We start from the raw sequence: 14,467 nt of genomic DNA, 5'->3' as shown, positions 1-14,467 counted from the left end.
CTTAACATTAGCTTACCCTGCGAGAGCTTTGATCCAAAGACAAAATCAGCGCTGGGCCGGGGCCGGGCGCGGGGTGTTGCCCGACGAGCCCTCTCCGGTCAGGGCGGCAAGCTGCGCCTTCGCGCCTTGCATCGCGGGCGGCAAAGGCTCGCCGGCCAGACGCAGCGCATCGCGCAGGGCCGCTTCGGCCAGATCGGTCTCTTCCAGCGCGATCAGCACGGCGGCGTAGTGATATTGCGCGAGCGGGTTCTCCGGCAATCCGGCGGCGGCAGCGGCGAGAAGGGGGCGCGCAGCCCCGTAATTGCCCAGCCGGTATTCCGCCCAGCCATAGGTGTCCTTGAAGGCGGGTTCGGGCCGCTCGCGGAAGCGTTTCGCGATCTGCGCCGCACGCTCGAGGCTGGGCCGGTCGTCGCGATGGGTGCTCAGCAGGCTCGCGAGGTTATTCGCCACGATCAGATCGCCGCTGTCGCGGGTGTAGAGATCGTCATAGGTTGCGATCGCTGCGTCGAACCGGCCCGATTTCTCCTCCGAGCGCGCCCGGTAGAGCAGCAGCAGCGGATCGGCCTGCGGCGCCTTTTCCAGCGCCGTCTGGATCACCGCAAGCGCATCGCCTTCACGCCCTTGGGCCGCAAGCAGGCGATAGAGTTGGCGGGCCGGGCGCGGATCGGCCGGGTCTTCATACATCAGCGTGCGCAGCCCGGTCTCAGCCCGGTCGGTCTCGCCCTGAATCGCGCAGAGGTTCGCCTCCAGCAGCCGCAAGCCGCGATTGTCGGGCTGCTGGGTCAGTTGCGCCTCCAGATAGGCGCGCGCCTCGCCGCCCCGCCCGGAGGCCAGTTGCGCCTGCACCACGGCCGAGACCGCCGCCGCCGAGACCGCAGGGGCCGTGGTGACGCCGTCTTCGCCGGTCCCGGGCGTCTGCACCAGGGTTTTCAGCGTCTCGATTGCGCTCTCGCTGCGTCCGCGCCCCATCAGGATCGCGGCGCGGATCGACTGCGCCAGCGCCTCCGTGCCCGGGGCCGAAGATGTGTCGAGCCGGTCTGCGATGCGATGGGCGAGCATCCAGTCGCGATCGGCCAGCGCCAGATCAGCCTGCCGCTTGAGCAGACCGGGGCTGTTGGGGGTGACCGCCACGGCCTCGGCCAGAACCGTCCGCGCGGCGCTGGCGCGGTCATGCGCGAAGAGGAAATCGACATAGCGGATCGCCTCGGGCGCGGCGCGCCCCGCCGCATCATAGGCTTGGCTGAAGCGGCCCATCGCCAGATCGGGCGCGCCCTCGCGCAGGTCGGCCTCGCCCAGCAGCGTCAGGGTCTGCGGGTTGTCGGGGGCCTGCTGCAGTGCGCTGCGCAGATCGGTGATCGCCAGATCGAGGCGATCCTCCTCGATCCGCCACGCCGCGCGCTGCTGCAGGGCCGGGACGTTGGTCGGATCGGTCTTCAGAATGGCCGCGATCTCGGTTTTCGCCTTATCGCGCTGCCCGTCATGGTCGAGCATCCGGGCGTAAGCAGAGCGCAGCTGTCGCATCTCCTCGCTGTCGGGATGGCTCTCGATCAGCGCCTGCATCCGCGTCAAAGCCGCCGCCCGGTCTCCGGCCTGAAAATCCAGATCGGCCCGCATCGCGGTGAAGATCGCCTCATTCGCCGCGCCCTTCGACTGCACGATCAGCGAGTCGAGTTCCGCCCGCGCGGCCTCGGCGCCTTTCGCGCGGGCCAGAAAACGCACGAGTTCCAGATAGCCGCCCGTCTGCTGCTCGCGATCGGTCGCGAGCTTGCGCAGGAAGCGCGCCGCCCCCGCCGGATCGTCGCGCAGCACATACCAAGCGATGAGGGCGGTGCGGGTTTTCGGGTCTTCGGGGAACAGCCCCTGCATCACTTCGAGCTGCGCGCCGATCTCTGCGCTCGTCCCACGCTTCGAGATCAGCTCCAGCTTGAGAACCTGCAGCCGGTATTGCGCCGGATCGCGGGCAAGCGCCGTATCGAGCGCGGCCAGTGTCGCGGCGTCGTCGCCTTGGGCGTTGCGCGCGTCGATCAGCACATGCCAGCCGGTCAGGACCTCGGGATGTGCCACGGTCAGAGCCTTGGCCTGCGCCGCGATTTCGGACTGGCGGCCCGTGTCGCGCGACAGGCTCGCCTGCCGCAGATCGAGTGCGAGCTGCACCGCCTGCGCGCCGGGATCGTCGGGCGCGAGTTCCAGCACCGCGTCGACCTGTTTTTGCGCGCGTGGCAGGTTGCCCGTGCGCAGCGACAGCTCCGCAAGGATGCGATGCACCTCGACCGTCTCGGGATATTGTTCGAGCAGACGCAGATATTGGCTGAAGGCTTCCTGCAGCCGTCCCTGCGCCAGCAGCAGATCGGCATAGGCGCGCCGCGCGGCCTTATGGGTGCCGTCATATTCGAAGACGTTGCGCAGCTCGACCATCGCGCGGACGGGATCGCCCTCGGCCAGAAGGGTCTGGGCCGATTGGTAATGGGCTTCGGCCTTGTCTGCGTCACTCTTGCAGCCGCTCAATGCGAGCGCCGCGCAAAGCGCGAAAAAGCTCGCGCGCGCATACTGGTATCGGGGCATCTGTCTTGCCTGCTCTGCTACTGCGCTCTGACTGGCGCTTGGCAGAAAGGCTAGCTGCTCCGACGTCATCTATAAAGAGATTTGAACAGCGCCCCCCTGTCTAAATAGCCAGTTTTCCTAGGAATAGACGCGTTTTTGCGACAGTTTCGCCTCAGCCACTCGCGAATTGCTCACGAATTCTTGCGTAAGGCGGGGAGATGCAGCTTACTGTCGCAAACAAATCCCAGAGGCCAAAGGCCCGGTACAGGCATGAACGAAATCTACACCGAATTCTTCGGCTTGGCAGAACGTCCTTTTTCGTTGCTGCCCGATCCCGATTTCCTGTTCTGGTCTCCAGAGCACAAGCACGCGGCGACCATGCTCGAATACGGGCTGTTCTCGCGCGCACCGATCACGCTGATCACTGGCGAGGTCGGGGCGGGCAAGACAACGCTGCTGCGTCACCTGATGGCGACGATCTCCGAGGATGTGACAATCGCGCTCGTGTCGAACGCGCGCGGCTCGCGCGATGACGTGATCCGCTGGATCATGCTCTCGCTCGGCCAGAGGGTGGAGGCGGGCGAGGATTACGTCCTGATCTACGACCGGTTCCAGCAGCTTCTGATCCAGGAGTATGCCGCCGGGCGGCGTGTAGTGGTTGTGATCGACGAGGCGCAGAACCTCGATGCGGGCGTGCTCGAAGAACTGCGCATGATCACCAATATCAACGCGGACAAGGACGAGCTGGTGCAGTTGATCCTGATGGGGCAGCCGGAACTGCGCGACCTGATCGCACGGCCCGAACTGCGCCAGTTTGCGCAGCGAGTGTCTTCCGGCTTCCATCTCGGGCCGATGCCCGCCGATTGCGCGCAGCCCTATATCGCCCATCGCCTGCAGGTCGCGGGGGCGACGCGCGAGATCTTCACCCCCGAAGCCGCGCAGAAACTGCACGCCCATTGCGGTGGCCTTCCGCGGCTGATGAACCAGCTGGCCGATCTGGGTATGGTCTATGCCTATTCGGCGCGTTCGGAGATCGTCACCGGCGAGATCATCGACAGGGTGATCGAGGACAACGTCTTCTATCTGCCGGTCGAGACCCAGCGCGCCAAGCCGCGCGTGATCGCCCCCGCGCCAACCGCTGCAGCATCCGCTGAGGCCGCGCCCGCCTTCCTCCACAGGGGAGGGCGCTGATGCGGGAGCTCCGCTTCTACGCAGCCTTGTTCGCCCGGCGGATCCACTGGCTTTTGCTGGCGGTGTTGCTGGGCGCGCTTGTCGGTCTGGCGGCGGGGCGGATGATCACGCCGATCTACGAGGCCAAGGCGCTTCTCGTCGTCGAAGGGGACCGCATCCCGGACGGTCTGGCGGCCTCGACCGTGCGCACCGACACCAATGCCAAGCTGCAGGTGATCCGCAAGCGGGTGCTCTCGCGGGAGAGCCTGCTCGACATGGCGCGGCGTATGGCACTGTTCCCCGATCTGCGCACCGAGTCCGGCGCGCGCAATGCCGATGCGGTCTTCGAGGCGCTTCAGAACTCGGTCGAGATCGAGATCTCCGAGCAGAGCAAGTCGCGCTCCGCCCCGAAGGACGCGACCTTCATGACGGTGTCCTTCCGCGCTGGTGCTCCGGCTCGCGCTGCGCGGGTCGCGAACGAGCTGGTGACGCGCATCCTCAAGGAAGACAGCGATATCCGCACCAAGGCCGCGCGCGACACGCTTGATTTCTTCTCGCGCGAGGTGGATCGGCTGGAAGGCGAACTGGCGAAATCCTCCAGCGCGATGTTGCAGTTCAGGCAGGAAAACGGCGACGCATTGCCCGAGGAATTGCCGCTGCTGCGCGACCGTCTCGCTGCCCTTCAGGCGGGCGCGGAGACCCGGCTCGCGCATGTGAACGAGACCGAGACGGAGATCGACCGGCTGGTGCGCCTGCGCGAAGCGGCGGGGCGTGTGGTCGACCGCGACGCGATCTATCCGCCCGCCGCGCGCGAACTGGCCCGGCTCGAGGCGCAGCGCGACGCGCTCAAGCCGCTACTGCCCGCCGATGATGCCCGCCTTGCGGCGCTGGGCGCGCAGATTCAGGAATTGTCGCAGCAGGTGGAACTGCCGCTGCCGAAAGCCAACTCCGCCTTCGAGAGCCGTCTGCGCGAATTGATCGATACGCTTTTCGTGGCGCAAGCCGCCGGGGATGCCGCCGATCTGAAAATCGCGCAACTCCGCGAGGCGATTGCGAAAGTGCCCGCCAACGCATCGGCGCTCGAGGCGCTGCGCCGCGATCACGACAATCTCGCCGATCAATACGACAGCGCCGTGAAAGCGCGCGCCGTGGCCGAGACGGGCGATACGATCGAGTCGCTGGCCAAGGGCGAGAAGCTGACCGTGATCGATCAGGCGGTCGCGCCGGGCGAGCCGGTGAAGCCCAATCGAAAGACGCTCGCGCTGGCAGGCGTCGGGGTGGGGCTGCTGTTCGGTCTCGTGGCGATTGCGCTGCGTGAATTGCTCAGCACCGGAATCCGTCGCCCCGAAGACCTGCAGCGCCATCTCGGTATCTCGGCTTTCGCGACGCTGCCCTATCTGAGCACGCCCGAAGACGCGCGCCGTCGTCGCCGCAAGGTGCTGGTCTCCGGCTCCATGGTGGGCGCGGCTTTCGTCGCGGTCGTGGTGCTGTTCGGCGCATTCTACATGCCGCTCGACCGGCTGTTCTGAGGCAAGGAGGCGAGAGATGGCGGAAAGATTGCGAGACGCGATTGCCAAAGCCCGCGCCGCCCGCTCGGGCCGCGCAGCCTCCGAGCCTTCGGTCCGGGCGCAGGTCGCCCCCGGCGTCGACGGTATCACGGCGGGCGCGTGGCAGGCGCTGACGCCGATCGCCCCGAATTTGGGGCGGCTGCGCGGCAAGCGCATCGTCAGCCCCGATGGCAGCGCCGAGAGCGCCCCGATCGACCTCATGCGCACCAAGATCGTGCAGCAAATGCGCGCCAATGGCTGGCGGCGGCTGGCGATCACCTCGCCCTCAGCGGGCTGCGGGAAATCGACCGTCGCGCTCAATCTCGCGCTCAGCCTCGCGCGGCAGCAAGAGCGGCACACGCTGCTCATCGAGGCCGATTTCCGCAAACCCTCACTGTTGAAGCTGCTCGACGCGCCGCGTGGGCCGCAGATCTCCGAAGTGCTCGCAGGCACGGCCGAGTTTGCCGATCACGCCTTGCGGTTGGGCGGCAATCTCGCGATTGGCGCGAATAGCAAACCGGTCGAGACCCCGGCCGAACTGATCCAGTCGCGCCGCGCCGCTGAGGCGCTGGAGCGGATCGAGACGATCTACGCCCCCGACCTGATGATCTTCGACACCGCGCCGGTGCTGGTCAGCGACGACACGCTCTCGCTCGCCGCCCATGTCGATTGCGTGCTGATCATCGCCGCGACCGAAGAGACCACGATTCAGGAAATCGACATCTGCGAGCGTGAGCTGGCCGAACGCACCAATGTGATGGGCGTCGTGGTCAACAAATTCCGCTTCGCAGCCCCCGAATATGGCTATGCCTATGGCTACGGTTACGGGGCCGCGACGGAGGAGGACTGAGCGGCCGACCGCTTTGCCTTCCGTCATGCCCGTGCCATATAGCTTCGGTAAGCGCGCGCCCCCCGCTTGCGGGGGCTCTGACCGCGCCAAACCCTGCTGACGAAAGGCCGCCATGACCCGCATCATCTCTTCGCTGTCCGAGATTTCCGCCCCCTATGACGCGCTGTTTTGCGACCTCTGGGGCTGTCTGCATAACGGGGTTAAGGCGTTTCCCGCGGCCGTCGAGGCGCTGCAGGCCTATCGTGCGAAGGGCGGCAAAGTCGTGCTTCTGACCAATGCTCCGCGGCCCGCGAAATTCGTGATGGAGTCGCTCGACAAGCTGGGCTGTCCGCGCGACGCTTATGACCTCGTCGTCTCCTCCGGCGATGCCGCGCAGGATGCGATGTTCGCGGGCGCCGTGGGCAAGAAGGTCTGGCATCTGGGCCCGTCCAAGGATGACGGGTTTTTCACCGAGGTGCCCGAGGAATGGCAGGGGCAGGCCGAGATCACCCGTGTCGATTTCGACGACGCCGAGGGCATCGTCTGCACCGGTCCCTTCGACGAGGTGAACGAAGTCCCCGAGGATTACCGCCCGAAGTTCCTGCTCGCGAAGATGCGCGAGCTGCCGATGCTTTGTGCGAACCCCGATATCGTCGTCGATCTGGGCGACAAGCGCATCTACTGCGCTGGCGCGCTGGCTGCGCTTTATGAGGAAATGGGCGGCGAGGCGATGTATTTCGGTAAGCCCCATCCGCCGATCTACGATCTCGCGCGGCGCAAGCTGAGCCGTCTGGGCGGCGCGGAGGATGCGCGCATCCTCGCCATCGGCGACGGGATCAATACCGATGTGGCCGGCGCTGCGGGGGAGGGGATCGATTGCCTCTTCATCTCCAGCGGGCTGGCGCATGACCAGTTCGGGGCCGATCCGCAGAACCCTGATCCCGAATTGCTGCGCACCTGGCTGGAGGCGCGTCAGCGCGACCCGCTCTACACGATGGGTCAGCTGACCTGAGCGGAGCGCAAAATTCAGGCGGTAACTTTGTTGCGCCTTTTGTTGCGGTAGGGTAAAAAAGTTGCGCAGGCGTCTTGCCTGTGCTCTGCCGCATGTGCTATGCCGCAGTGCAACATGAACTTCCGGCTGGGACCTATGGATATGCTCGACAACCTGCCCCGTGGCACGATCTGCATCGAAGATCTGGAAATCGGCATGGTGCGCTACCTCCGCAAGGAGGTCACCGACCGCGACATCGAGATGTTCGCGGAGGTCTCCACCGACCATAACCCGGTCCATCTGGACGATGCCTATGCGCAAGACACCATTTTCGAGGGTCGAATCGCGCATGGCATGCTGACTGCCGGCCTGATCTCGGCAGTCATTGGCGAGCAGCTTCCCGGTCATGGCACCGTCTATCTGGGCCAGTCGCTCAAATTCATGGCCCCCGTGCGCCCCGGCGATGTGGTCTATGCCGAGGTGAAGGTGACGGCGATCGATCATTCGCGTCGCCGTGTCACGCTTGAAACCCACTGCGCGGTGGGCGATACGGTGGTCGTGAAAGGCGAGGCGCTGGTTCTGGCGCCCTCGCGCAAGTTCGACTGACCCGGCGACCTCGCCGGAGGGCGGGGTGGATGAAACGCTTGACCACTTGGAAATCGCTGGAGAAATCCGCGCGCGGGGCTTCCGTCGCGATGGGCAATTTCGACGGCATCCATCTCGGCCATCAATCGGTGATCGATCAGGCACGTTGGAAAGATGCGCCGCTGGGCGTCATCACCTTCGAGCCCCATCCCCGCGAATTCTTCGCAGCCCGGGCGGGCAAGACGCTGCCGCCATTCCGGCTGATGAACCCCGAGGCGCGCGCCAACCGGCTGGCCAAGCTCGGCGTCGAGCGGCTCTATGAGCTGCCCTTCAACGAAGAGCTGGCCGATATGAGCGCCGACGCGTTCGCCCGCGAAGTGCTCGCCGAAGGTCTGGGCGTGACCCATGTCGCCGTTGGCGGCGATTTCCGCTTTGGCAAGGGCCGCGAGGGCGACACGGCCATGCTGACGGAGCTGGGCGCGAAATACGGCTTCGAGGTCACCGTCGCACCGCTTCTGCATGTCGAGGGGGTTGAGGCATCTTCGACCGCGATCCGCACCGCATTGGCCGAAGGCCGCCCCGAGGATGCCGCCGCGATGCTGGGCCACCTGCACCGGATTGAGGGTGCGGTGCTGCATGGCGACAAGCGCGGCCGCGATCTGGGCTATCCGACCGCGAATATGTCGATGGCCGGGCTGCATCTGCCCAAGCTGGGCGTCTATGCGGTGAAGTTCGACGTGCTTACCGGGCCGCATAAGGGCAGCTATACCGGGGCGGCGAGCCTCGGCGTGCGCCCGATGTTCGGCGAAAATACCCCGAACCTCGAGACCTTCGTCTTCGATTTCAAAGGCGACCTCTACGACGAGCATGTCTCGGTCGCGCTGGTCGAATTCCTGCGCCCCGAGATGAAGTTCGACGGGCTCGAGGCGCTGGTCGCGCAGATGGATGCCGATTGCGCCCGCGCGCGGGAGATACTGGCCGAGCGCTGAGGGCCGAACGCCGAATTCAGCTCCCGCCTGGGCGACCAGCCCGGGCAGCGCCCGACCTCCCCCCGGGAGGGCGCTTTTGTGCCCGCCACGCGCGCATCGACGTCGCTCGGTGACGGGACCATAAAGCGCAGACCATCAAAGTCGCGAACGCCCACCCGAGGTCGGGCGCAGCCCCCCCCGCCATGTCCAAATCGCAGATCCGCTCACGATCCGCCGATCTGCCCTTTCCATTTCCCCGCCGCTGCCCCATTTTCCGCGCCATGACCAAACTGCGCCCCGAGTTCTGGAAACTGCCGCTGAAAAAGCTCACCGCCCCCGAATGGGAGGCGCTGTGCGATGGCTGCGGCAAATGCTGCCTGAACAAGCTCGAATACGAGGATACGGGCGAGGTCGTCTTCACCCGCGTCGCCTGCCGGCTTCTCGATGGCGAGAGCTGCAGCTGCACGCAATATGACATTCGCCACCAGTTCGTCCCCGAATGCGTCACGCTCAGCCCGAAGACGATCCACAAGATCGCCTATTGGATGCCCGCGACCTGCGCCTATCGGCTGCGCTTCGAAGACAAGCCGCTCCATGACTGGCACTACCTGATCTCGGGCTCGCGCGAGACGGTCCACGAGGCCGGGGAAAGCGTGCGCGGCTGGACCGTGCCCGAATTCGAAGTGCCCGAAGAAGAATGGGACGAATACACGATCGAGGATCTCTCATGAATTTTGCCTCCGACAACACGTCCGGTGCCCATCCCGCCATTCTCGAGGGCCTCATGGCCGCGAATGAGGGGCATGTGCATTCCTATGGCGACGACCCGATCACCGAAGGCGTGCAGGCGAAGATCCGCGATATTTTCGAGGCCCCCAAGGCGCGCGTCTATCTGGTTGCGACCGGCACGGCGGCCAATGCGCTCTCCTGCGCGGTGCTGACTCAGCCCTGGGGTGCGATCTTCTGCCACCGCAACGCCCATATCGAGGAAGACGAATGCGGCGCGCCGGAATTTTACACGAACGGCTCGAAACTGGTTCTGGTCGACGGGCCGGACGCGAAGATGGACCCCGATGCGCTCGCGCGCACCATCGCCCATACCGGGCGCGGCGGCATCCATAACGTGCAGCGCGGCATGGTCTCGATCACCAACTCGACCGAGGCGGGCGCGGTCTATTCGCCCGAGGACGTCAAGGCGCTGACCGACGTTGCCCGCCGCTTCCATCTGCCCGTGCATATGGACGGCGCACGCTTCGCCAATGCGCTTGTGTCCGCGGGCTGCACCCCCGCGGAAATGACCTGGAAGGCGGGCGTCGACGTGCTCAGCTTCGGCGGCACGAAGAACGGCTGCATGGGCGTCGAGGCGGTGGTGATTTTTGACCCCAAACGCGCCTGGGAGTTCGAGCTGCGCCGCAAGCGTGGCGGCCATCTCTTCTCGAAGCACCGTTTCCTCGCGGCGCAGATGCAGGCCTATCTGGCCGACGATCTGTGGTTGAAGACCGCGCGCCATGCCAATGCAATGGCACGCAAACTCTCGGAAGGCATCGGCCAGATCGAGGGCGCGAAGCTGATCCACCCGACGCAGGCCAACGCGGTCTTCGCCGCCTTGCCGCGTGGGGCGCATAAGCGCGCGAATGCGGCGGGGGCCTATTACTACCTCTGGCCGTTCGACCAGTCGCTGGAAGGGCCCGAGGACGAGCTTCTGGCTGCGCGACTGGTCTGTTCCTGGGCCACGACGCCTGAGGAAATCGACGCCTTCCTCGGCCATCTGGCGTAATCAGAGCCGAAGTTCAGCGCCGTCCGGGCAGGTCGCGGAATGCGATCTTCTCGGGTGGGCCGTCCCATTCCGGATGCTCCTTTTGCGCGGCTCTCAAGGCCGCGCGGAACCTGCGTATCGCACCAAGGCCTGGAATGCGCGGGATATGCGCCAGTTCCCAGTGAATGCCGTTGATCGGATCGTCGAAGAACACCGCGTAATAGCCCGGGGCATAGACGGGATATTCCTGCGGCGCTTCCGTGACCGACAGCCCGCGCGGGATCAGGAAATCGCGGTGAAACGCATCCACCTCGGCGCGTGATTTCGCCCAGAGCGCGATGTGATGGATGCCCACGGCGCGCGCCGCGTGGTCCAGTTTCTCGCCCGAGCGCGCAGGCTGAATGCCGATATAGGAATGCGGCATCGGGAAGCGCGCCATGTAATAGGTCGAGCGATTGCCGATATCGAGCGTCCAGAAGCTCTCATATCCAAGCCATCCGAACATCGCATCGTAGAAGGCGATCGACTTGTCATAGTCGAGCACCGAGAATTCGACGTGATTGACCCCGCGCCAGCGCATGAGCGGCCTCCTCCTGATGGTCTTAACCCTAGAGGAGCCGCGCGACGGTGCAATGGCGTCTCACACAGATGGGATGGGGTAGGGCGGGTGCCACGGTTGCGCAGGGCCGGCCTGCCGCACTGTTGCGGACGAGACCGCGAACAGCACCAGATGGCTCAGATCAGGGCGTGAGCGCGAGGCGTAGATCAGCCCCTGTGCGCCACCTTTGCGTGCCCGATCCGAGAAGCGCCAGGTGGGCGAGGGCGTGCCGCTCGCTCTCCCATCTTGCCAGACCACAGACGCCGCCGCCTGATCGGCTGTGCCCCGCAGATCGTCCATCGCCTCTGTCATGATCTCCAGCGGCATGATCACCCGCGGCGGGTCACCGGCTCGCACATAGCGCCGAAGCGCCACGGCAGCCCCTTCGGCACTCAGTGAGGCATAGAGTGCCACCTGTCCGGAATAATGAAACCGGCCCTCCGGATGGCGGGCCGGTTCGCAAGCATCATCAGCGCGGTCGGCGAAGAGGATCCGCCAGACCGCGCCGTGGAAAGGGATCACTCGGCTTCGCCCTGCTCGGCGAGGAATTTCTCGGCGTCGAGCGCGGCCATGCAGCCCATACCGGCGGAGGTGACCGCCTGACGATAGGTGTGATCGGTCAGGTCGCCGGCGGCGAAGATGCCGGGGGTGGACGTGCGGGTCGAACCCGGCTCCACCCAGACATAGCCGCCCGATTGCATCTTCAGGCTGTCCTTCACCAGCTCGGACGAGGGCGCGTGCCCGATCGCCACGAAGAACCCATCGCAGGGGATGACCTTCTCGGACCCGTCGGCGGTGGATTTCACCCGCACACCGGTCACGCCGAGCGGGTTTTCGTCGCCGAGGATTTCCTCGACCGTGTGATTCCACTCCACTTCGATCTTGGGGTTCTTGAACAGGCGATCCTGCAGGATCTTCTCCGAGCGCAGCGTGTCGCGGCGGTGGATCAGCGTCACCTTGGAGGCGAAGTTGGTCAGGAACAGCGCCTCTTCCACGGCGGTGTTGCCGCCGCCGATCACCACGACTTCCTTGCCGCGATAGAAGAACCCGTCGCAGGTCGCGCAGGCCGAGACGCCGAAGCCCTTGAACTTCTCTTCCGAGGGAAGCCCCAGCCATTTCGCCTGCGCCCCAGTGGCAAGGATCACTGCTGCTGCCTCGTAGGTCGTGCCCGAATCGCCTTTCGCCACGAAGGGACGCTTCGAGGTGTCGAGCTCGGTGATCATGTCCATGATGATCTCGGTGCCCATCGCGCGGGCATGCTCTTCCATCTTCACCATCAGGTCGGGGCCCTGAATCTCGCTCTCGCCGGGCCAGTTCTCGACCTCGGTCGTGATGGTCAGCTGGCCGCCCGGCTGCATGCCTTGCACCAGAACCGGCTCGAGCATCGCACGCGACGCGTAGACCGCCGCCGTGTAGCCCGCAGGGCCGGAGCCGATGATCAGAACCTTGGTTTTCTTCGTCTCGGACATGCCTGCCTCCTTGGAATTCTGCCCGACGGATATAGTCGGAGCGAGGCGCGCCGAAAAGCCCCTGCTTGCCGCGACAAATAGCACTTGCGGAGCAGTCCGCGAAATATTATTGCGCATCCTCTCTTCCAGCGGTAAGTTCTGCCGCAACCCACGAAGGATTGTTTCAACATGCCCACCTCCCGGCTCGACGACATCGACCGCAAAATCCTCGCTGAACTGCAGGCGGACGGGCGGATGACGAATGTCGAACTGGCCAAGCGTGTGGGCATTTCGGCCCCGCCCTGCCTGCGCCGCGTGCGCACGCTCGAAGAAGCGGGCTACATCCGTGGCTACCATGCCGATGTGAACCCGCGCGAGCTGGGATTCGAAGTGCAGGTCTTCGCGATGGTGCGCCTGCACAGCCAGGCCGAAGCCGATCTGTCGAACTTCGAGTCGCGCTGCCGCGAATGGCCGCTCGTGCGCGAATGCCACATGCTCAATGGCGAGATCGATTTCGTGCTGAAATGCGTGGCGCCGGACCTCTCGAGCTTCCAGAGCTTCCTGACCGGCCAACTGACGGCTGCCGAGAACGTGGCCAGCGTGAAGACCTCGCTGGTGATCCGCTGCGCCAAGGACGAGCCGGGCGTGCCCTTCGACGTGCTCGAAGAGCGCATCGCCAAGCTGGCCTGAGCCTTACCCTGGATTGAGACGTTGTCGGAGGGGCGCTGCCCCTCCCTTCGCTGTCGCGAATTCCCACCCCGGGATATTTTCGCCAAGCCGAAGGGCGGGCGGCGCCCCCTTTAGCGGGTCTCTTTCGGGCGCAGCACCAGCCAGATCAGCGCGGCGCCCGCCAGCGTCAGGAAGGGGATCATCGCGAGGTTGACCGCCTGCCAGCCCGCTTGGGCATTGCCGCTCTGGGTGCAGTTCATCAGTCCGCCCGAGGCGAGCGAGGCGAGGAAGACGCCACCGAAGACCACGAAATCGTTCATCCCCTGCACATGGCCGCGCTCTTCAGGGCTATGGGCGGAGGCGAGCATCGAAGTCGCGCCGATGAAGCCGAAGTTCCAGCCGAGACCGAGAAGGATGAGCGTGGCATAAAACTGTGCGAGATCGACGCCGCTCAGCGCCATTGCACCCGCCGCGGCCAGAATCACGAGGCCGGTGCCCACGATCACTTCTTTGCCGAAGCGCGCGATCAGGTGGCCGGTGAAGAAGCTCGGCAGATACATCGCCAGCACGTGAGCCGAGACGATATTGGCCGCGTCTGCCTGCTCGAACCCGCAGCCTACGACCGCGAGCGGCGTCGATGTCATCACGAGGTTCATCAGCGCGTAGGAGACCATGGCGCAGATCATCGCCACGAGGATCACCGGGTCTTTCAGCAGCTCGCGGCGGGTGCGGCCCTCGTGATGTTCATGTTTCTTGCGGCGTCCCGGGGCGGGGATGTCGAGGAAGGAGAACAGGATCGGCCCGAGCGCATTGATCCCGATGATCGCGAGATATGTCGCCATGAAGGGCACGACCATCGCCTCGCTCGTGACCTTCACCAGCTGCGGGCCAATGATCGCGGCCACAAGCCCGCCCGCCATCACATAGGAAATCGCCTTGGGCTGGAACTCCGCGCTGGCGGTATCAGTCGCCGCGAACCGGTAAAACCCCTGCGCCGACATATAGGTGCCGGTGAAGAACGACCCCAGCATGAACAGCGCAAACGACCCGTGATAGAGTGCATAGGCCGCGGTCGCCGCCCCCAGCGCGCCCATCGCATTGGCGAGGATGAAGCCCGCGCGGCGGCCTTTCGCGGCCATGAATTCCGACATCGGCTGCGCCGAGAGGACCGAACCCAGAATTATCAGCGACAAGGGCAGCGTCGCGAGGCAGGGATTGGGTGAGAGCATCTGACCCGCAAGACCGCCCACCGTGAAGATCATCGGCATCTGCGCGCCCAGAAGCGCCTGGGCCAGGACCAGCACGATCGTATTGCGCTTTTCGCGAGAGGCGGGAGGGGCGGTCATGTCACTCATGACAGCTTGC

Annotated in this window: 14 protein-coding genes; 9 read left to right on the top strand and 5 right to left on the bottom strand. The window is 65.3% G+C overall.

All coding sequences use genetic code 11. The features are described from left to right. Positions 1-45 precede the first annotated feature (45 nt). Positions 46-2,562: a tetratricopeptide repeat protein gene (locus tag BMI91_RS01765; RefSeq protein ID WP_158522064.1), complete on the bottom strand. Its 2,517-nt coding sequence runs from the start codon at positions 2,560-2,562 to the stop codon at positions 46-48. A gap of 249 nt (positions 2,563-2,811) precedes the next feature. Here BMI91_RS01765 and BMI91_RS01760 point away from each other — a divergent pair, with 249 nt between their 5' ends. The 8 genes from BMI91_RS01760 to BMI91_RS01725 all read left to right on the top strand — a co-directional run bounded on the left by BMI91_RS01760 (position 2,812) and on the right by BMI91_RS01725 (position 10,408). Beyond that, positions 2,812-3,732 carry an ExeA family protein gene (locus BMI91_RS01760; protein ID WP_078603778.1) on the top strand — a complete coding sequence of 307 codons (921 nt, stop codon included), beginning with the start codon at positions 2,812-2,814 and terminating at the stop codon, positions 3,730-3,732. Further along, complete coding sequence (locus tag BMI91_RS01755; protein ID WP_078603777.1) at positions 3,732-5,240, top strand: GumC family protein; 1,509 nt, start codon at positions 3,732-3,734, stop codon at positions 5,238-5,240. The genes BMI91_RS01760 and BMI91_RS01755 overlap by 1 nt, the downstream gene beginning before the upstream one ends. A 16-nt stretch (positions 5,241-5,256) precedes the next feature. After that, positions 5,257-6,108: a CpsD/CapB family tyrosine-protein kinase gene (locus BMI91_RS01750; RefSeq protein ID WP_078603776.1), complete on the top strand. Its 852-nt coding sequence runs from the start codon at positions 5,257-5,259 to the stop codon at positions 6,106-6,108. Positions 6,109-6,220: 112 nt separating this feature from the next. Further along, on the top strand, positions 6,221-7,099 hold the full coding sequence (locus BMI91_RS01745; protein ID WP_078603775.1) for a TIGR01459 family HAD-type hydrolase: 879 nt from the start codon (positions 6,221-6,223) through the stop codon (positions 7,097-7,099). Positions 7,100-7,240: 141 nt separating this feature from the next. Next, positions 7,241-7,684: a MaoC family dehydratase gene (locus BMI91_RS01740; protein ID WP_075774735.1), complete on the top strand. Its 444-nt coding sequence runs from the start codon at positions 7,241-7,243 to the stop codon at positions 7,682-7,684. Positions 7,685-7,713: 29 nt separating this feature from the next. After that, on the top strand, positions 7,714-8,652 hold the full coding sequence (locus BMI91_RS01735; RefSeq protein WP_078603774.1) for a bifunctional riboflavin kinase/FAD synthetase: 939 nt from the start codon (positions 7,714-7,716) through the stop codon (positions 8,650-8,652). 260 nt (positions 8,653-8,912) lie between these two features. Then, the gene (locus BMI91_RS01730; protein ID WP_078599267.1) at positions 8,913-9,362 is read left to right on the top strand and encodes a YcgN family cysteine cluster protein; all 450 of its coding nucleotides are present in this window, start codon (positions 8,913-8,915) and stop codon (positions 9,360-9,362) included. Continuing rightward, positions 9,359-10,408: a threonine aldolase family protein gene (locus tag BMI91_RS01725; protein ID WP_078603773.1), complete on the top strand. Its 1,050-nt coding sequence runs from the start codon at positions 9,359-9,361 to the stop codon at positions 10,406-10,408. The genes BMI91_RS01730 and BMI91_RS01725 overlap by 4 nt, the downstream gene beginning before the upstream one ends. A gap of 13 nt (positions 10,409-10,421) precedes the next feature. Here the strand turns inward: BMI91_RS01725 and BMI91_RS01720 are convergent, their stop codons facing one another. Genes BMI91_RS01720 through trxB form a run of 3 tightly spaced genes read right to left on the bottom strand, consistent with a single transcriptional unit; the run spans position 10,422 to position 12,454 of the window. Then, positions 10,422-10,967, bottom strand: a complete 546-nt coding sequence (locus tag BMI91_RS01720; protein ID WP_078603772.1) for a VOC family protein — start codon at positions 10,965-10,967, stop codon at positions 10,422-10,424. A gap of 60 nt (positions 10,968-11,027) precedes the next feature. Further along, on the bottom strand, positions 11,028-11,507 hold the full coding sequence (locus BMI91_RS01715; protein ID WP_078603771.1) for an RES family NAD+ phosphorylase: 480 nt from the start codon (positions 11,505-11,507) through the stop codon (positions 11,028-11,030). Beyond that, positions 11,504-12,454: a thioredoxin-disulfide reductase gene (gene trxB, locus BMI91_RS01710; RefSeq protein WP_078603770.1), complete on the bottom strand. Its 951-nt coding sequence runs from the start codon at positions 12,452-12,454 to the stop codon at positions 11,504-11,506. Before trxB ends, BMI91_RS01715 begins: the two co-directional genes overlap by 4 nt. A 168-nt stretch (positions 12,455-12,622) precedes the next feature. Between trxB and BMI91_RS01705 the strand changes: the two genes are divergently transcribed. Then, on the top strand, positions 12,623-13,123 hold the full coding sequence (locus tag BMI91_RS01705) for an Lrp/AsnC family transcriptional regulator (protein WP_078519374.1): 501 nt from the start codon (positions 12,623-12,625) through the stop codon (positions 13,121-13,123). A gap of 110 nt (positions 13,124-13,233) precedes the next feature. On the opposite strand, the gene BMI91_RS01700 is transcribed toward BMI91_RS01705, so the two are convergent. Then, the gene (locus BMI91_RS01700) at positions 13,234-14,448 is read right to left on the bottom strand and encodes an MFS transporter (protein WP_078603769.1); all 1,215 of its coding nucleotides are present in this window, start codon (positions 14,446-14,448) and stop codon (positions 13,234-13,236) included. Between the last annotated feature and the right edge of the window lie 19 nt (positions 14,449-14,467).

This window comes from Thioclava sediminum, from assembly GCF_002020355.1.
Classification (GTDB): Bacteria; Pseudomonadota; Alphaproteobacteria; order Rhodobacterales; family Rhodobacteraceae; genus Thioclava; species Thioclava sediminum.
The sequence above is the reverse complement of the archived record's forward strand: the minus strand, read 5'-3'. Positions and strand labels throughout refer to the sequence as shown.